Below are 16,796 nucleotides of genomic sequence, written 5' to 3'. Positions count from 1 at the left end.
GCACCGAGGAGCGGGCGGCATGAGCGCCGACGTGCTCGCCGTGCGCCTCGACAGCGACGGCGACGTGCTGCTCACGGGCCCCGCGATCCGGGCGATGGCGCACGCGGTCGCGGCCCGCGGCGGCCAGGTCGACGTGCTGGCGGCGCCCGCGGGGCACGCCGCGGCACGCCTGCTCCCGGACGTGCGCGACGTGCTCGTGTTCGACGCGCCGTGGTCCGGTTACCGGCCCCCGCCCGTGGACCGCACGCGCGTGCTCGACCTCGTCGCGACGCTCGCCGCGCGGCGCTATGCCGCCGCGGTCGTCTTCACCTCGTTCCACCAGAGCCCGCTGCCCGCGGCGATGCTCCTCCGGCTCGCGGAGGTCGAGCACGTCGCCGCGGTGAGCGAGGACTACCCCGGTTCGCTCCTCGACGTGCGCCACACCCGCCCGGCCGGGCTGCACGAGGTGGAGGCGGCGCTCGACCTCGTGCGCGCCGCGGGGTTCGGCGGGCCGCCCGACGGTGACGCGCTGCGCGTGCGCCGCCCGCTCCCGGACGTCGCGGACCTCGTGCCCGCCGGTCCGTACGTCGTCGTGCACCCGGGCGCGTCGGTGCCCGCCCGCGCACCGGCGCCCGACCACGCGCGGGACCTCGTCGCGGCGCTCGTGGCGTCCGGCCGGCAGGTCGTCGTCACGGGCGGCCCGGGCGAGGCAGCGCTGGGCGCCCACGTCGCGGACGGTCGCGCCCGGGACCTCTCGGGCCGCACCGACCTCGCGGGCCTGGCCGCCGTGCTCGCGGGCGCGCGGTGCGTCGTGGTGGGCAACACCGGCCCCGCGCACCTCGCCGCCGCGGTGGGCACGCCCGTCGTGTCCCTCTTCGCGCCCGTGGTCCCGGCAGAGCGGTGGGCCCCCTGGGGGGTGCCGGTGGTCGTGCTGGGCGACCAGCACGCCGGGTGCCGCGACACGCGCGCCCGGGTCTGCCCGGTCGCCGGGCACCCGTGCCTGGGCGGGATCGAGCCCGACGACGTCGTCGCCGCCGTCGCGCGGCTCGGGGCCCCCCACGTCGTCGGGACTCCCCGGCCCCGCCCGGGCCGCACCACGACGGCCTGGGCGGCGGGGGTGGCGCGATGAGGATCCTCGTCTGGCACGTGCACGGGTCGTGGGCGACGGCGTTCGTCGCGGGCGGCCACGAGTACCTCGTCCCCGTCGTCCCTGACCGCGGGCCGGACGGCCGTGGCCGCGCCCGGACGTGGGACTGGCCGCCCGGCGCGCGCGAGGTGACGCCGCACGAGCTCACCGACCTCGCGGCGGACGGCGCGGTCGACGTCGTGGTGCTCCAGCGCCCGGAGGAGGTCGAGCTGCTGCGCCGCTGGACCGGGCTCGTGCCCGGCCGCGACGTCCCGGCCGTCTACGTCGAGCACAACGCGCCCACCGGCCCCGCGGCCGCGACGCGGCACCCGCTCGCCGACCTCGACGTCGTCGAGGAGGGCCTCGTCCCGATCGTGCACGTGACGGCCTTCAACGCGCTCATGTGGGACACGGGCGACGCGCGCACGCTCGTCGTCGACCACGGCATCCCCGACCCCGGCCCCCTCTACACCGGTGAGCGGGCGAGCGTCGGCGCCGTCGTCAACGAGCCGGTGCGGCGCTGGCGCGTCGCCGGGACCGACGTGCTCGTGGGCCTCGGCCGCCACGTGCCGCTCGACGTCTACGGCATGGGCGTCGGCAAGCTCGCCGAGCACCTCTCCGCACCGCCCGGTGCCGCGCCGCACGATCTGCCGCACGGCCTGCACGACGACGTCCCGCAGGCCGCGATGCACGCGCGGCTCGCGACGTCGCGCGCCTACCTGCACCCCTACCGCTGGACGAGCCTCGGGCTCTCGCTCCTGGAGGCGATGGCGCTCGGTCTGCCCGTCCTCGCGCTGCCGACGACGGAGGCGCCCGTCGCGGTGCCCCCGGCGGCGGGGCTCCTCAGCTCCCGCCCCGACGAGCTCGCCGCGACGGCGCGGCGCTGGCTCGCCGACCCCGACGACGCACGCGAGCACGGCCGGGCGGCGCGCGCCCACGTGCTCGAGCACTACTCCCACGCCGCGTTCCTGCGGCGCTGGGACACGGTCCTGACGGAGGTGACCTCATGAAGATCGCGATGATCTCCGAGCACGCCAGCCCCCTCGCCGCGCTCGGCGGCGTCGACGCGGGCGGGCAGAACGTCCACGTCGCGTCGCTCGCCACCCGGCTCGGTGCCCAGGGCCACCGCGTCGAGGTGTTCACGCGCCGCGACGACGCGTCCCTCCCCGAGCGCGTGCACCTCGCGCGCGGCGTGGACGTCGTCCACGTCGACGCCGGCCCGCCCGTGGCCGTGCCCAAGGACGACCTGCTCCCTCACATGGACGCGTTCGGCGCGGACCTGCTGCGGCGGTGGATCGAGCCCGGGCCGCGCCCCGACGTCGTGCACGCGCACTTCTGGATGTCCGGGATCGCGGGCCTGCTGTCCGCGCCCGCGCTCGGCGTCCCGCTCGTGCAGACGTTCCACGCCCTGGGGTCCGTCAAGCGCCGCCACCAGGGAGCGCACGACACGAGCCCGGCCGAGCGCGTCGCGCGCGAGCGCCTGCTGTGCCGCGCGGTCGACCGGATCGTCGCGACGTGCGCCGACGAGGTCGCCGAGCTCGTGGCCCTCGGCGCGGACCCCGACCGCATCGACGTCGTCCCGTGCGGGGTGGACCTCGGCCGGTTCCTGCCCGACGCCGACCGCACCGGCCACCTGCACCGCGAGCCCGGGCACCTGCGCCTGCTCTCGGTCGGCCGCCTCGTCGAGCGCAAGGGCGTGGACACGGTGATCGAGGCGCTCGCGGAGCTGCCGGGCGCCGAGCTCGTCGTGGCGGGAGGCCCGGCCGCGGGCGACCTGGACGCCGACCCCGAGGTGCTCCGGCTGCGCGCCGTCGCCGACGCGTGCGGCGTGACGGACCGGGTGCGGTTCGTGGGCAGCGTGACCCAGGACGACGTGCGCGAGCTCATGCACGCGGCCGACGCCGTGGTGTGCGACCCCTGGTACGAGCCGTTCGGCATCGTCCCTCTCGAGGCGGCCGCGTGCGGGCGGCCGGTCGTCGGGGCGGCCGTGGGCGGGCTGCTCGACTCGGTCGTCGACGGACGCACCGGCCTCCTCGTCCCGCCGCGGGACCCCGGGGCGCTCGCGGCGGCGCTGCGGCGGCTCGCCGACGACCCGGCGTTCGCGGAGCGCCTGGGCTCGGCCGCGCGCGTCCGGGCCGAGCACCTGTACGGGTGGTCGACGGTCGCGGCCCGCACCGCCGAGTCGTACGAGCGCGTCGTGGCCGCGCGCCGCGCCGTGCCGGACCGCGCGCGCCCGGTCGTCGGCGCCCGCGCCGCGCTGCGGGCGGTGAGCGCACCGTGACCGCGCACGGGCACGGGCGCACCGACGGCCCGCAGGACGCGGCCCGACGCTGGCTGCGCGACCACGCCGCGGACCTGCACGACGGCCTCGACCTGCTCACCGCCGAGGCGGGCCGGATCGACGCGTGGGGCGCACGGCTCGCCGACACCGTGCTCGCGGGCGGGCGCCTGCTCGTCGCGGGCAACGGCGGCAGCGCGGCCGAGGCACAGCACCTCACCGCCGAGCTGGTGGGGCGCTTCGACGGCGAGCGCACGCCGCTGTCGGCGATCAGCCTGCACGCGGAGACGTCGAGCCTCACCGCGATCGTCAACGACTACGGCATCGGCGAGATGTACGCGCGGCAGGTCGCCGCGCACGGGCGGCCCGGCGACGTGCTCGTGCTGCTGTCCACGTCGGGCGAGAGCGAGAACGTCGTCGCCGCGGCGCGCCGCGCGCGCGACCTCGGCCTCACGACGTGGGCGCTCACCGGGCCCCGGGACTGCTCGCTGGCCGAGGCGTGCGACGACGTGCTCGCCCTGCACGGGGCGTCGACCTCGTCGGTCCAGGAGCTCCACCTCGTCGTCGTCCACGCGCTGTGCGCGGCGCTCGACGCGCACGTGCGCCACCGGGAGGCAGCCGCCCGGGAGGAGTCGGCTGGCGTGACGGCCGACGGTCCGCCCGTCGAGGTGCCTACGACGTCTGAGGGGCCGCGTGTCGTCGTGGTCGGCGACGTGCTGCTCGACCGGGACGTCGACGGCCAGGTGACGCGCTTCTCCCCCGACGGACCGGTGCCCGTGGTCGACACGCTCGGCGTCCGGCGCAGCCCCGGCGGGGCGGGGCTCACGGCCCTGCTCGCGGCCGACGCCGCGCGCGTGCGCCTCGTCGCGCCGTTCGGCGACGACGAGGCGGGCGGCGAGCTGCGCGCGCTGCTGCGCCCGCACCTCGACGTCGTCGCGCTGCCGCAGGTCGGCACGACCCGGCGCAAGACCCGCGTGCGCTCCGGCGGGCAGACCGTCGTGCGCGTCGACGACGGCGGCCCGGCACGGCCCGACGACGTGCCCGAGCGCGCCGTCCGCGCGGCGCTCGGGGGCGCCGACGTCGTCCTCGTCTCGGACTACGGGGCCGGGACGACGCACGCCGGCCCCGTGCGCGACGCGCTCGAGCACGCGGCCCGCGACCGGACGGTCGTGTGGGACCCCCACCCGCGCGGCGGGCCGCCCGTGCCCGGGACCGCCGTCGTGACCCCCAACCTCGCCGAGGCGCTCGACGCCGCGGAGGCGCTCGGTCTGGAGGCGCGCGCCGACGACCCGGGCGGCCTCGCCCGGTCGCTCGCCGCGGCGTGGGGCGTCCGGGCGGTGTGCGTCACCGCGGGCGAGCACGGCGCGTTCGTCGCGCGCGCCGACGGCGAGCCCGCGTACGTGCCCGCGACCGTGGCGCACGGCGACCCCTGCGGCGCGGGCGACCGGTTCGCCTCGACGGTGGCGGTCGCGCTCGCGCGCGGCGCCGAGCTCGTCGAGGCGGTGGTCGCCGCGGTCGGGTCGGCGTCGGAGTGGGTCGCCACCGGCGGCGCCGAGGGTTACCGCCGGCGCGCGGACACGGCGACCCGGCACGCGTCCGGGGCCCCGCGGACGGCGCCGGAGCATGTCACCGGGCCCGCGCCCACGGACCCGGCCCCCGAGGACGTGGCGGCGCGCCTGCGCGCCCGCGGGGGCACCGTGGTCGCCACCGGCGGGTGCTTCGACATCCTCCACGCGGGCCACGTCGCGACGCTCGAGGCCGCGGCGCGCCTCGGCGACCACCTCGTCGTGCTGCTCAACGGCGACGCGTCCGTGCGGCGGCTCAAGGGGCCGCAGCGCCCCGTCGTCGGGCAGGCCGACCGCGCGCGCGTCCTCGCCGCGCTCGACTGCGTGTCGGCCGTCGTCGTGTTCGACGAGGACGACCCGCGCGCCGCGCTCGACCGCCTGCGCCCGGACGTGTGGGCGAAGGGCGGCGACTACACCGAGGAGACCCTGCCCGAGGCGGAGGTGGTCCGGCGCCACGGCGGCCGGGTCGTCGTCCTGCCCTACGTCGACGGCCGTTCCACGACCTCGATCCTCGAACGCTCCGGGCGGTTCGCGCCGGGGCTCCCGACCCTGACGGAGGAGACCACCGCATGACCTCGACCACCTCGACCATCCCGCAGCCCGACCAGGCCCTGGAGCCGCGCGAGCTCGGCACCGTCTACGTCACGGGCGGCGCGAGCGGCCTGGGCGCCGCGCTCGTCGACGCCCTGACGGCGGCGGGCGGCAAGCCGGTCGTCCTCGACCGGGTCGCGCCCACGGGCGGCGCGCCCCACGCGGTCGTCGACCTGTCCGACTCCGCCGCGGCTGCCGCGGCGGTCGAGCGCCTCGCCCTGGAGGTCGGACCGCCCGACGCGGTCGTGACTGCCGCCGGTACCGACGCGTGCGGGCGGCTCGACGAGATCGACGTCGAGACCTGGGAGCGCGTCGTGCGCGTCAACCTGTTCGGCACGGTCGCGGTCGTGCGCGCCGCGCTGCCCTTCCTCGAGGAGCGGCGCGGGACGGTCGTCACCGTCGCGTCGACCCTGGGCCTCAAGGGCGTCTCGGACGCGACCGCCTACTGCGCGTCCAAGTTCGCCGTGCGCGGCTTCTCCCAGGCGCTCGCCGCTGAGCTCGCGGGACGTGTCGGCGTGACGTGCCTCGTGCCCGGCGGGATGCGCACCGCGTTCTTCGACGGCCGCACCGAGCAGTACAAGCCCGGTCCGGACGCCGACCTCAACGACCCGCGCGCGACCGCGGCCGCCGTCCTCACCGCGCTGCGCCAGCCCGTGGGCTGCGAGATCCGCGAGATGCTCGTCATGGCCTCCGGCGAGACGTCGTGGCCGTGACGGCGGGCGCGACCGAGCTGGCGCCCGACCTGCCGGGGCTCGCCGGGCAGGACGAGGGCACGGTCCTCGTGCTGCGCGCGCTCGGGCTCGGGGACGCGCTGACCGCGGTCCCGGCCCTGCGGGGCGTGCGGCGCGCGTGGCCCGGGCGCCGCGTCCTGCTCGCCGCGCCGGAGGAGGTGGGCGGCTGGCTCCGCGACCTCGGCCTCGTCGACGGCGTGGTGCCCGCGCAGGGCCTCGCACCCCTCGCGTGGGTCGAGGAGTCCGAGGCGGTGACCGGCGCTGCGCCCTCCGGGCACGTCGCCGTGAACCTGCACGGCAGCGGGCCCCAGAGCCACCGCGTGCTCCTGGACACCGCGCCCGAGCAGGTCGTCGCGTACGCGTCGCGCGAGGCCGGGGTCGCCGGGCCGGGCTGGGACCCCGACGAGCACGAGGTCGACCGCTGGTGCCGTCTGGTCGCGGCCGCGGGCGGCGCGTGCTCGCGCGAGGACCTTCGGCTCGACCCGCCGGCGGCGCGCGGGCGGCACGTCGTCGTGCACCCGGGCGCGGCGTCGGGGTCGCGTCGCTGGCCCGCGGACCGCTTCGCCGCCGTCGCGCGCGACCTCGCCGCCGCGGGGCACGACGTCGTCGTGACGGGCGGCCCCGACGAGCGCGACCTCTGCGCGCGCGTCGTCGCGGACGCCGCCGCGTCCCTCGAGGAGACGACGGGGGTGACGGAGACGACGGGCACGGTGACCGACACCGCGGGCACGCTCGACCTGCCCGCGCTCGCCGACGTCGTCGCGACGGCACGCCTCGTGGTGTGCGGCGACACGGGCGTCGCGCACCTCGCGACGGCCTTCGGCACCCCGTCGGTCGTCCTGTTCGGGCCGACCCCGCCGTCGGCGTGGGGCCCGGCGATCGACCCGGAGCGGCACGTCGTGCTCTGGCACGGCGGCGACGCGACGCCCGCGCAGCCCGGCGGGCACCGCGGCGACCCGCACGCCGCCGACCTCGACCCGGCGCTCGACCGGATCACCGTCGACGAGGTCGTCGAGGCCGCGCGCTCGCTCCTCGCGGGACCCGAGGACGCCCTCGAGATGCGGGCGGGCGGCCGGGTCCCGAGGGTCGAGCCATGACCTCTCCCGTTCTCGACCCCCGCACCGACGGAAGGACCGCACCATGACCGGCCCCACCTCCCCCGATCCCGACCCCCTGGACGCCTCGCACCGCTCGAGCGCCGCCGACTTCTCGGCGAGCGGCGACGTGCAGCCCGGCGAGACGCCGCCGGCCGAGGACCAGGTGAGCGCGCCGCAGGGCCACGAGGAGCACGGTCCGCACCGTGCGGTGCCGTGGGTGTGGATCGGCGTCGTCGGCGCGGTCGCGGTCCTCGTGGCCCTGTTCTTCGTCGGCTACGCGGTGGGGCTGCTCGACTGAGGCCGGTCCGCGCTCACGGCGGCCACGCCGAGCGCTCGCACGTCCCACCCCGCCGCGCGCCACCGGCCGCGATCGACGGCGTTGCGCGCGTCGACGAGCCGGGGCGCGCGCACGACGCCGGCGAGGTCGTCCGGGTCGAGCGCTCGGTACTCGTCCCACTCGGTCGCGAGGACCACGACGTCGGCGCCGGCGGCCGCCTCGCACGCGTCGGCCGCGTACCCGAGCTCAGGAGCGGCGGCCTGCGCGAGCGCGAGGGCCTGGGGGTCGGTGACGACGACCTCCGCGCCCTCGGCGGCGATCGCCCGCGCGAGCGCGAGCGCGGGCGAGCTGCGCACGTCGTCGCTGTCGGGCTTGAACGCGGCGCCGAGCACGGCGACCCGCCGGGCCGTGAGCGAGCCGCCGCACGCCGCGCGGGCGAGCTCGACCGCCCGGTCCCGGCAGCGGTCGTTGATCGCGTCGACCTCGTCGAGGAAGGACACGGCCCGGCCCACGCCGAGCTCGCGCGCCCGCGCCGCGAACGCGCGGATGTCCTTGGGCAGGCACCCGCCCCCGAACCCCAGCCCCACGCCCAGGTACTCGCCGCCGATCCGGCGGTCGAGCGCCATCGTGCCGACGAGCGCGACGGCGTCGCCGCCCGCGGCCTCGCACACCTCCGCGACCGCGTTCGCGAACGAGATCTTCGTCGCGAGGAACGCGTTCGCCGCGACCTTGGCCAGCTCCGCCGTGGCGAGGTCGGTCACGAGCCGCGGCACGCCGTCGTCCAGGAGCGGCGCGTAGACCGCGTCGAGGCGCTCCACGAGGGTGGCGCCGTCCTCGGGCACGCCGTAGACCAGCCGGTCGGGGTGCAGCGTGTCGGCGACGGCGTGTCCCTCGCGAAGGAACTCCGGGTTCCACGCGAGCCCGACGCCGGCGGGCAGGTCCCGCGCGAGCCGCTCCGCCGTCCCGACGGGCACCGTCGACTTGCCGACCACGACCGCGCCCGGCCGCAGGTGCGGGCGCAGCGCGGCGAGCGCCGCGTCGAGCTGCTGGAGGTCGGCCACCCCGCTCCCGGCCGACTGCGGCGTGCCGACGCACAGGAAGTGGACGTCCGCGTCGGCGGCGCGCGCGGCGTCGGTCGAGAACGTGAGGGAGCCCGGCCCGCCGGGGTCGGCCAGGAGCGCGGTGAGCCCTGGCTCGAAGAACGGGGCCCGGCCCTCGGCCAGCGCGTCGACCCGGGCGCGGTCGACGTCGATCCCGACGACGTCGTGACCGAGCCGGGCCATGGCCGCGGCGTGCACGGCCCCGAGGTAGCCGCAGCCATGCACCGACAGCCTCATGCGCCCGCCCCTCCCGCGTCGCCGGCGGCGACGCCGGTCTCGCCCGCGCCCGCCGGGACCGCCGCGCCGCGCCCGGCCTCCTCGCGGAACCACGCGACCGTGCGGGCGAGGCCCTCCGGCCACGGCGTCCGGGCGCGCCACCCGAGGACGCGTTCCGCGAGCGCGGTGTCGGGGCGGCGGCGGCGCGGGTCGTCCTCGGGCAGGTCGACGTGGACGACCCCCGCGTCGCTCCCCGTCGCGGCGAGCACGTCCTCGGCCACGCGGGCCACCGTGAGCTCGGTTGCGTCGCCCAGGTTCACGGGCCCGGGGTGCCCGGACCCGGCGAACGCGAGGATGCCCTCCACGAGGTCGTCGACGTAGCAGACCGAGCGCGTCTGGGACCCGTCGCCGGCCACGGTGAGCGGCTCGCCCGCGAGCGCCTGGCGCACGAACGTGGGCACCATGCGCCCGTCGCGGCCCCGCATGCGTGGTCCGTAGGTGTTGAAGATCCGCACGATCCCCGCGTCCACGCCGCGCGAGCGGCGGTACGCGGTCGTCGTCGCCTCGGCGAACCGCTTGGACTCGTCGTAGACGCTGCGCGGGCCGACCGGGTTGACGTGGCCCCAGTAGTCCTCGCGCTGGGGGTGCACCTCGGGGTCCCCGTAGACCTCCGACGTCGAGGCGAGGACGAACCGCGCTCCGGCCCGCTCGGCGAGCTCGAGCCCGTGGCGGGTCCCCGCGGACCCCACGAGCAGGGTCTCGAGCGGGAGGCGCAGGTAGTCCACGGGCGAGGCGGGCGACGCGAGGTGCAGCACGAGGTCGACCCGGTCGTCGTCGGGGACGTCGATCCCTGCGCTGACGTCGGCCTCGACGAACCGGAACCGGGGCTCGTCGCGCAGGGCGTCGAGGTTGCGTACCTCGCCCGTCGACAGGTCGTCCACGCACACGACCTCCGTGCCCTGGGCCACGAGCGCCTCGCACACGTGGCTGCCCACGAACCCGGCACCGCCCATGACCACGGCCCGGCGCGCGCGACGTGCCGCCCCGCTCGCGCCTCGGACCCCCGACGTGTCGTCCATGCTCGTCTCCTCGCGACGGCGCGCGACGAGCCGAGGACGCCTGGTCCCGGCCGGTCACGCTCGTGCGGACGGGCTCGCTGCTGGACCCGGGACCTCCACGCTCACACGGGCCCTCCCGGCTCGCACACGCTCCGGCCCACCCGCCCCGCGGGCGTCGCCGCCCGGCCGCGAGCAGGACGGGCCCGTGGCACGGTGACCCGATGAGCGCACCGACCGCACCCCAGGAGCAGGCCGCCGACCCGGACACCAAGCTGTCCCGCTCGGTCGGAGGACGGCTGCTGTACCTCTTCATCCTCGGGGACGTGCTCGGGGCGGGCGTCTACGCGCTCGTGGGCGAGATGGCCGGCGAGGTCGGCGGCGCCGTCTGGCTGCCGCTGCTCGTGGCGCTGGGCCTCGCCCTGCTCACCGCGGGCTCGTACGCCGAGCTCGTGACCAAGTACCCGCGGGCCGGGGGCGCCGCGGTGTTCGCCGACCGGGCGTTCCGCAGCCCGCTCGTGTCGTTCCTCGTCGGGTTCTCCATGCTCGCCGCCGGGGTGACGAGCGCGGCCGGGCTCTCGCTCGCGTTCGCGGGCGACTACCTCGCGACCTTCGTCGACGCGCCCGACCGGCTCGTGGCGGTGCTGTTCCTCGCGCTCGTCGCCGCGCTCAACGCGCGCGGCATCAAGGAGTCGCTGCGCGCCAACGTCGCGATGACCGCGATCGAGCTGTCCGGACTCGTGCTCGTGGTCGTGCTCGCCGCCGTCGTCCTGGGCCGGGGCGACGGGTCCCCGGCGCGCGTCACGCAGTTCGCCGAGGGCACGACGCCGGCGCTCGCCGTGCTCTCGGCCGCGATCCTCGCGTACTACTCGTTCGTGGGGTTCGAGACGTCGGCGAACCTCGCGGAAGAGGTCCGCGACGTCCGGCGCACGTACCCTCGCGCGCTCTTCGGCGCACTCGTGACCGCGGGCGTGGTCTACGTGGCCGTGGGCGTGGCCGCGGTGGCGGTCGTGGACCCCGACACCCTCGCCGGGTCCACGGGCCCGCTGCTCGAGGTCGTCGACGCCGAGGGGTCCGTGCCCGCGTGGGTGTTCTCGCTCGTGGCCCTCATCGCCGTGGCGAACGGCGCGCTGCTGACGATGATCATGTCGAGCCGGCTCGCGTACGGCATGGCGGAGCAGGGTCTGCTCCCGTCCGTCCTCGGCCGGGTGCTCCCGCACCGCCGCACCCCGTGGGTCGCGATCGTCGTGACGACGGTGGTCGCCATGGGGCTCGTCTTCACTGGCGACGTGGCGGGGCTCGCCGAGACGGTCGTGCTGCTCCTGCTGCTCGTCTTCGCCTCGACGAACGTCGCGGTCCTCGTGCTGCGCCGCGACCCGGTCGACGCGCCGCACTTCCGCGTCGCGACGGTCGTCCCGGTGCTCGGCGTCGCGTCGTGCGTGCTGCTGCTCACCCAGCAGGACGCGGTCACGTGGCTGCGCGCGGGGATCCTGCTCGCCGTCGGCGCGGTCCTCTACGGCGTCATGCGCTGGACGGGCCGGACGCGCAGCGCACGGTCCGCCCGGGAGGCGTGACCGCGGCGGCGGTCGCGACGACCGGTCCCAGTCAGGCCGTCGCGACCCGCGTGACCGAGCCCCGCACGACGAGGTGCAGGGGCAGGACCGTGCGGGCAGGCGCGCCGGCGCGCCGGTCGCCGGTCATGGACCGCTCGATCGCGTCCATCGCGGCGAGCGCGAGCGCCGCGACGGGCTGCTCGAGCGTCGTGAGCTTGGGGCGCAGCCACTGGCCGACGCGGATGCCGTCGCACCCCACGACCGAGAGGTCCTCGGGGATGGAGATGCCGTGCAGCTCCGCCGCGCCGAGCATCCCGACGGCGACGATGTCACTGCCGACGAACACGGCCGTCGGCGCGTTCCCGGGGCGCGTGAGGTAGGGGAACGTCGAGGCGCCGAACTGCTCGGTGTACGGGCCGTGGCGCACGAGCTCCGGGTCGACGTCGAGCCCGGCGTCGTGCATCGCGTCGACGTAGCCCCGCAGTCGGTCCTGGGTCGTGGACAGCTCCGCGGGTCCGGCGACGTGCGCGATGCGGCGGTGGCCCTGCTGCACGAGGTAGCTCGTGGCCTGGTAGGCGCCGCCGTAGTTGTCGACGGTGATCGTCTCGACGGGCAGGTCGAGGTCGACCTCCTCGTCGATGACGACGACGGGCAGCCCGTCCGCGACGGCGCGCGCGAGCCGGTCGTCGGTGCGCGACATGCCCACGTAGACGACGCCGCCGAGCGAGCCGTCGCTCGCGAGGAGCTGGCCCAGGCCCGACTCGGCGTCGCCGTGCCGCGTCGACAGCGCGACGACGAGCGGGACGCGGCGGTCGCCCGCCAGGCGCGCGACCTCCTCGGCGAGCGCGGTGAAGAACGGGTTGACGAAGTCGGGCACGACGAGCGCGACGACACCCGTGCGGCGCTCGTCCTCGCGCGCGGCCGGACCCGGCGCAGGCACGACGTACCCCACCTCGCGGACCGCGGCGTCGATGCGCGCCGCCGTCTCCGGCTGCACGTTGAGCTGACCGCGCAGGTAGCGCGACGCCGTCGAGGCCGACACGCCGGCACGTTGCGCAACACGCGTGAGCGTCATGGCTCCCCTCCAGCGGCTCGCGTCCCAGAACCCTTGCACCCTACCGGCAGCGCGTCGCAGTGACGGTGTTGACAGGCCGAGCATCTCCATCCTACGGTCTTGCGCAATGCCACACAACGTTGCGCAACGTCGTCGCCGACGTCGCCGCGCGACCTGATCGCAAGGAGGCCGGGATGAGCCGGGTTCTGCTCGCCGGGGAGTCGTGGATCAACGCGACCACCGACTACAAGGGGTACGACGCGTTCCCCCACGCCCAGCTCGAGATCGGGTGCGCGCGCCTGCTCGAGGCGCTGGCGGCCCAGGGCCACGAGGTCACGCACCTGCCCTCGCACCTCGTCGCCGAGGACTTCCCCTCCACGCTCGACGAGCTCGACGCCTACGACGTCGTGATCCTGTCCGACATCGGCGCCAACTCGCTCCTGCTGCCGCCGGTCGTGTTCTCCCAGGGGCGCCCGTTCCCGAACCGGCTCAAGCTCCTCGCCGAGTGGGTCCGCCGCGGCGGCGGCCTCATGATGGCCGGCGGCTACCTCAGCTTCCAGGGCTTCCAGGCCAAGGCGAACTACCACGGCACCGCCGTCGAGGCCGTCCTGCCCGTCGAGATCCTCCCCTACGACGACCGCGAGGAGACCCCCGAGGGCATCGGCGGCACCCTGACCGACGTCGAGCACCCCGTCACCGCGGGCCTCGACCGCGAGTGGCCGATCCTCCTCGGCTACCAGCGCCTCACCGCCAAGGCCGACGCGACCGTCCTCGCCACCATCGAGGGCCGCCCGCTCGTCGCCGTCCGCACCGAGGGCGAGGGGCGCACGCTCGCGTTCGCCTCCGACATCTCCCCCCACTGGGCCCCGCGCGAGTTCATGGACTGGGCCGGCTACGGCCCGCTGTTCGGCCAGGCCGTCACCTGGCTCGCGGGCTGATGACGCCCGAGGTGGTGGTCGTCGGCAGCCTGAACATGGACCTCAGGCTGACCGTCGACCGCCTGCCCCGCTCGGGCGAGACCGTCTCCGCGACGGGCCTCGCCCGCTCCCCCGGCGGCAAGGGCGCCAACCAGGCCGTCGCCGCCGCCCGGCTCGGCCGCCGCGTCGCCATGGTCGGCGCCGTCGGGGACGACGACGACGGCCGCGCCATCCGCCGCCGCCTCGCCGTCGAGGGCCTCGTCCTCGACGGCCTCGCGACCGCCGACCGCCCCACCGGCGTCGCCGTCGTGCTGTGGGAGCAGCCCGAGTCGACCATCGTCATCGAGCCCGGCGCGAACGCGGTCGTCGACGAGGCGTTCGTCACCGAGCGCGCCGACCTCGTGCGCGACGCGGCCGCCGTCCTGTGCCAGTGCGAGACGCCGCTCGGTGCCCTGCGCGCCGTCGCCGCCACCGCGACGGGCACCACGGTGCTCAACCCGGCGCCCGCCGTCCCGCTGCCCGCCGACGTGCGGGCCGCGTTCCGCGTGCTCGTGCCCAACCGGTTCGAGCTCGCGACCCTCGTCGGGGCGAGCACCGAGCCCGCCGACGAGGACGAGGTGCTCGCCATGGTGCGCGCGCTCGACCACCCCGGGGACGTCGTCGTCACCCTCGGGGCCGACGGCGCGCTCGTCGTCCCCGCAGGGGGCGCACCCGTCACCGTCCCGGCCGAGCGCGTCGACGCCGTCGACACGACCGCAGCCGGCGACTCGTTCTGCGCGGCGCTCGCGGACGGCCTCCTCCACGGCGGCGACCTCGTCGAGTCCGCCCGCTGGGCGGCGCACGTCGCCGCCTCCACCACCACCCGCCACGGCGCCGTCGACTCCCTGCCGCGCGCCACCGACCTGGCCCCCGAGGGCACCAGGATTCCGCTCCACAGCTAAGTCCGACGTACCGTCGGAGGAAGGCACGGTCACGCAATGAAGCACACCACGCCGGCGACCACCGGTTCCCCGTCCGGCACTCAGGGAGGTGCTCTGAACTCGTCAGCCCGCCGCAGCAGGGTCAAGGACACCGCGACCGCCCTGCTCGTCGTCGCGACCGTCCTCGCGGGGGCCCTCGGCCCCATGCAGGCGGCCGTCAACGGCCAGCTCGGCAAGACGATCGGCGACGGGCACGCCGCCGCCCTCATCTCGTTCGGGACCGGCCTGGTCCTCATGTTCGTCGTCGTGTTCGCGCGCCCCGCGACCCGACGCGAGGCGCTCGCGATCCCCGGCCTGATCCGCTCGCGCACGATCCCGTGGTGGAACTACCTCGCGGGCCTGTGCGGCGCCGTCATCGTCCTCTCGGAGGGCGTGACCGTCGGCGTCCTCGGCGTCGCCACCTTCCAGATCTCGCTCATCTCCGGTCTCGTGATCTCGGGCGTCATCTGCGACCGCCTCGGCGTCACGGCGTCGGTCAAGCAGCCGCTCACCACGACGCGTCTCCTGGGCGCCGCGCTCGCCATCGCCGCGACCGTCGTCGTCATCTCGCCGAGCTTCTCCGTTCCCCACACGATCGTCCTCGCGATCATGCCGTTCGTGGGCGGCCTGCTCGCGGGCTGGCAGCCCGCCGGGAACGCGGCCGTCGCCGACGTCACCGGGTCGATGCTCGTCTCGATCGGCTGGAACTTCCTCGTCGGCTTCACCGCCCTGCTGATCGCCTACCTCGTGCGCGCCGCCGCGGGCGGCGTCGACTTCCAGCTCCCGAGCGAGTGGTGGATGTACCTGGGCGGCCCCCTCGGCCTGCTGTCCATCGCCCTCATGGCGCTCCTCGTGCGCGGCCTCGGGCTGCTCCTGCTCGGCCTCGCGTCGGTGGCGGGCCAGCTCGTCGGCTCGCTCGTCCTCGACGCCACGATCCCGGCGCTCGGACACACCGTGCACGTCGCGACCGTCATCGGCACGGTCATCGCGCTCGTGGCCGCGGGGATCGGCATGATCCCGTCGGGCAAGGCGGCCCATCCCGACGAGGCGGGCGACGGCGCGCACGAGGACGCCGTGGCCGCGGCGGTCGCGGGCGGCGAGGCGGGCGAGGCGAGCGGGCGATGAGCGTCACGCCCGCCGGCCACGTGCAGACGGTCACCGGCCGCGCCGCGGCCGCCGACCTCGGCCTCACGCTCCCGCACGAGCACCTGTTCAACGACCTGTCCGGGGTGCTCGACCCGCCGAGCTACCGCTTCTCCGAGGCGGTCGTCGAGGCACCCGTGTCCGCGTCGGTCGCGTGGGCGCTGCGCCAGGACCCGTACTGCTGCGCGGACAACATCGCCGACAAGCCGGTCGCCGCGGTCGCCGCGGAGCTCGAGAGCTTCGCGGCGCTGGGCGGGCGCACGATCGTCGACGCGACGTCGAGCGCGGCGATCGGGCGCAACCCCGAGCGCCTCGCGGAGGTGGCCCGCCGGACGGGCCTGCACGTGGTCGCGGGCTGCGGCGCGTACCTCGAGAAGTTCGAGGGCGACCGCATCGCCGCCGCGGCCGTGGACGCGCAGGCGTCCGCGATCGTCGCCGAGCTGGTCGACGGCATCGGCGGGACCGGGGTGCGGCCCGGGATCATCGGCGAGATCGGCGTCTCGCCGTCGTTCACGCCGGGCGAGGCCGCGTCGCTGCGCGCGGCGGCCCTCGCGCAGCGCGAGCACCCCCACGTCGCGCTCCAGGTGCACCTGCCCGGCTGGCAGCGCCGCGCGCACGAGGTGCTCGACCTCGTGCTGGACGAGGTGGGGGTGCGCCCCGAGAAGGTCGTGCTGTGCCACATGGACCCGTCCGCGGACGACCCGGACTACCAGCGGTCCGTGGCCGAGCGCGGCGTCTGGCTCGAGTTCGACATGGTCGGCATGGACATCACCTTCCCGAAGGAGGGCGTGTCCCCCGACCCGCACACGACCGCGACCGCGGTGCAGCGCCTCGTCGAGGCCGGTCACGCGGGCCAGGTGCTGCTCAGCCACGACGTGTTCCTCAAGCAGATGTGGGTGCAGCACGGGGGCAACGGGTTCGCCTACGTCCCGACCGTGTTCACCGAGATGCTCGCCGCCCGCGGCGTGCCGCGCGACGTGCTCGCCCGCCTCACGCACGACAACCCGGTGGCGATGCTCACCGCGTGACGGCGGCACCGCCGTCGGCTCGCACACCGCCGCGCCCCAGGCCGGGTCCCGACGTTCGCGTCGGGCCCGGCCGTCTCTTCCCCGGGACCTCCGGCCCTGGTCAGGGACCTGCGCTCTGAGAGGATCG

General features: G+C 76.7%; 15 protein-coding genes. 12 read left to right on the top strand and 3 right to left on the bottom strand.

Going from position 1 to position 16,796, the window contains the following annotated elements; translation table 11 throughout:
- From FB00_RS18100 to FB00_RS18070, 7 genes are all read left to right on the top strand, one after another.
- On the top strand, positions 1 to 1,108 hold a 1,108-nt coding region (locus FB00_RS18100; RefSeq protein ID WP_419865532.1), incomplete at its 5' end, for a glycosyltransferase family 9 protein.
- Positions 1,105 to 2,115, top strand: a complete 1,011-nt coding sequence (locus FB00_RS18095; protein ID WP_047234303.1) for a glycosyltransferase — start codon at positions 1,105 to 1,107, stop codon at positions 2,113 to 2,115. The genes FB00_RS18100 and FB00_RS18095, both read left to right, overlap by 4 nt.
- A complete protein-coding gene (locus FB00_RS18090) occupies positions 2,112 to 3,386 on the top strand; it encodes a glycosyltransferase (protein WP_047234302.1) in 1,275 nt (424 codons plus the stop codon). The genes FB00_RS18095 and FB00_RS18090 overlap by 4 nt, the downstream gene beginning before the upstream one ends.
- Positions 3,383 to 5,521: a PfkB family carbohydrate kinase gene (locus FB00_RS18085; RefSeq protein WP_156186454.1), complete on the top strand. Its 2,139-nt coding sequence runs from the start codon at positions 3,383 to 3,385 to the stop codon at positions 5,519 to 5,521. Before FB00_RS18090 ends, FB00_RS18085 begins: the two co-directional genes overlap by 4 nt.
- Positions 5,518 to 6,252 (top strand): SDR family oxidoreductase, encoded by a 735-nt coding sequence (locus FB00_RS18080; RefSeq protein WP_082141483.1) that lies wholly within the window; start codon positions 5,518 to 5,520, stop codon positions 6,250 to 6,252. Before FB00_RS18085 ends, FB00_RS18080 begins: the two co-directional genes overlap by 4 nt.
- Entirely contained in the window at positions 6,243 to 7,367 is a 1,125-nt protein-coding gene (locus tag FB00_RS18075; RefSeq protein ID WP_082141482.1) for a glycosyltransferase family 9 protein, read from the top strand. Before FB00_RS18080 ends, FB00_RS18075 begins: the two co-directional genes overlap by 10 nt.
- Before the next feature lie 43 nt (positions 7,368 to 7,410).
- Positions 7,411 to 7,665, top strand: coding sequence for a DUF6480 family protein (locus FB00_RS18070; RefSeq protein WP_221928239.1), 255 nt, complete (start codon positions 7,411 to 7,413; stop codon positions 7,663 to 7,665).
- Here FB00_RS18070 and FB00_RS18065 read toward each other — a convergent pair.
- Both FB00_RS18065 and FB00_RS18060 read right to left on the bottom strand, forming a co-directional pair.
- Positions 7,641 to 8,981, bottom strand: coding sequence for a UDP-glucose dehydrogenase family protein (locus tag FB00_RS18065; RefSeq protein WP_047234301.1), 1,341 nt, complete (start codon positions 8,979 to 8,981; stop codon positions 7,641 to 7,643). The genes FB00_RS18070 and FB00_RS18065 overlap by 25 nt on opposite strands.
- Entirely contained in the window at positions 8,978 to 10,039 is a 1,062-nt protein-coding gene (locus FB00_RS18060) for an NAD-dependent epimerase/dehydratase family protein (protein ID WP_047234300.1), read from the bottom strand. The genes FB00_RS18065 and FB00_RS18060 overlap by 4 nt, the downstream gene beginning before the upstream one ends.
- A gap of 200 nt (positions 10,040 to 10,239) precedes the next feature.
- On the opposite strand from FB00_RS18060, the gene FB00_RS18055 reads away from it, so the two are divergent.
- Positions 10,240 to 11,589, top strand: a complete 1,350-nt coding sequence (locus FB00_RS18055) for an APC family permease (RefSeq protein ID WP_047234299.1) — start codon at positions 10,240 to 10,242, stop codon at positions 11,587 to 11,589.
- A 31-nt stretch (positions 11,590 to 11,620) separates the two neighbouring features.
- On the opposite strand, the gene FB00_RS18050 is transcribed toward FB00_RS18055, so the two are convergent.
- Positions 11,621 to 12,643 (bottom strand): LacI family DNA-binding transcriptional regulator, encoded by a 1,023-nt coding sequence (locus FB00_RS18050; RefSeq protein ID WP_047234298.1) that lies wholly within the window; start codon positions 12,641 to 12,643, stop codon positions 11,621 to 11,623.
- 173 nt (positions 12,644 to 12,816) lie between these two features.
- Between FB00_RS18050 and FB00_RS18045 the strand changes: the two genes are divergently transcribed.
- Genes FB00_RS18045 through FB00_RS18030 form a run of 4 tightly spaced genes read left to right on the top strand, consistent with a single transcriptional unit; the run spans position 12,817 to position 16,669 of the window.
- Positions 12,817 to 13,560 carry a glutamine amidotransferase gene (locus tag FB00_RS18045; RefSeq protein WP_047234311.1) on the top strand — a complete coding sequence of 248 codons (744 nt, stop codon included), beginning with the start codon at positions 12,817 to 12,819 and terminating at the stop codon, positions 13,558 to 13,560.
- Positions 13,560 to 14,480: a ribokinase gene (locus FB00_RS18040; RefSeq protein WP_047234297.1), complete on the top strand. Its 921-nt coding sequence runs from the start codon at positions 13,560 to 13,562 to the stop codon at positions 14,478 to 14,480. The genes FB00_RS18045 and FB00_RS18040 overlap by 1 nt, the downstream gene beginning before the upstream one ends.
- Positions 14,481 to 14,516: 36 nt before the next feature.
- Entirely contained in the window at positions 14,517 to 15,623 is a 1,107-nt protein-coding gene (locus FB00_RS18035) for a DMT family transporter (protein ID WP_156186453.1), read from the top strand.
- Positions 15,620 to 16,669, top strand: coding sequence for a phosphotriesterase family protein (locus FB00_RS18030; protein WP_047234296.1), 1,050 nt, complete (start codon positions 15,620 to 15,622; stop codon positions 16,667 to 16,669). The genes FB00_RS18035 and FB00_RS18030 overlap by 4 nt, the downstream gene beginning before the upstream one ends.
- Positions 16,670 to 16,796 lie beyond the last annotated feature (127 nt).

The organism is Cellulosimicrobium funkei, from assembly GCF_001019615.1.
Taxonomy (GTDB): domain Bacteria; phylum Actinomycetota; class Actinomycetes; order Actinomycetales; family Cellulomonadaceae; genus Cellulosimicrobium; species Cellulosimicrobium cellulans_E.
The sequence above is the reverse complement of the archived record's forward strand: the minus strand, read 5'-3'. Positions and strand labels throughout refer to the sequence as shown.

Coding starts and splice junctions, on each gene's coding strand:
- FB00_RS18095 (WP_047234303.1), top strand. CDS start 1,105: ATGAGGATCCTCGTCTGGCACGTGCACGGGTCGTGGGCGACGGCGTTC.
- FB00_RS18090 (WP_047234302.1), top strand. CDS start 2,112: ATGAAGATCGCGATGATCTCCGAGCACGCCAGCCCCCTCGCCGCGCTC.
- FB00_RS18080 (WP_082141483.1), top strand. CDS start 5,518: ATGACCTCGACCACCTCGACCATCCCGCAGCCCGACCAGGCCCTGGAG.
- FB00_RS18070 (WP_221928239.1), top strand. CDS start 7,411: ATGACCGGCCCCACCTCCCCCGATCCCGACCCCCTGGACGCCTCGCAC.
- FB00_RS18065 (WP_047234301.1), bottom strand. CDS start 8,981: ATGAGGCTGTCGGTGCATGGCTGCGGCTACCTCGGGGCCGTGCACGCC.
- FB00_RS18060 (WP_047234300.1), bottom strand. CDS start 10,039: ATGGACGACACGTCGGGGGTCCGAGGCGCGAGCGGGGCGGCACGTCGC.
- FB00_RS18055 (WP_047234299.1), top strand. CDS start 10,240: ATGAGCGCACCGACCGCACCCCAGGAGCAGGCCGCCGACCCGGACACC.
- FB00_RS18050 (WP_047234298.1), bottom strand. CDS start 12,643: ATGACGCTCACGCGTGTTGCGCAACGTGCCGGCGTGTCGGCCTCGACG.
- FB00_RS18045 (WP_047234311.1), top strand. CDS start 12,817: ATGAGCCGGGTTCTGCTCGCCGGGGAGTCGTGGATCAACGCGACCACC.
- FB00_RS18040 (WP_047234297.1), top strand. CDS start 13,560: ATGACGCCCGAGGTGGTGGTCGTCGGCAGCCTGAACATGGACCTCAGG.
- FB00_RS18035 (WP_156186453.1), top strand. CDS start 14,517: ATGAAGCACACCACGCCGGCGACCACCGGTTCCCCGTCCGGCACTCAG.
- FB00_RS18030 (WP_047234296.1), top strand. CDS start 15,620: ATGAGCGTCACGCCCGCCGGCCACGTGCAGACGGTCACCGGCCGCGCC.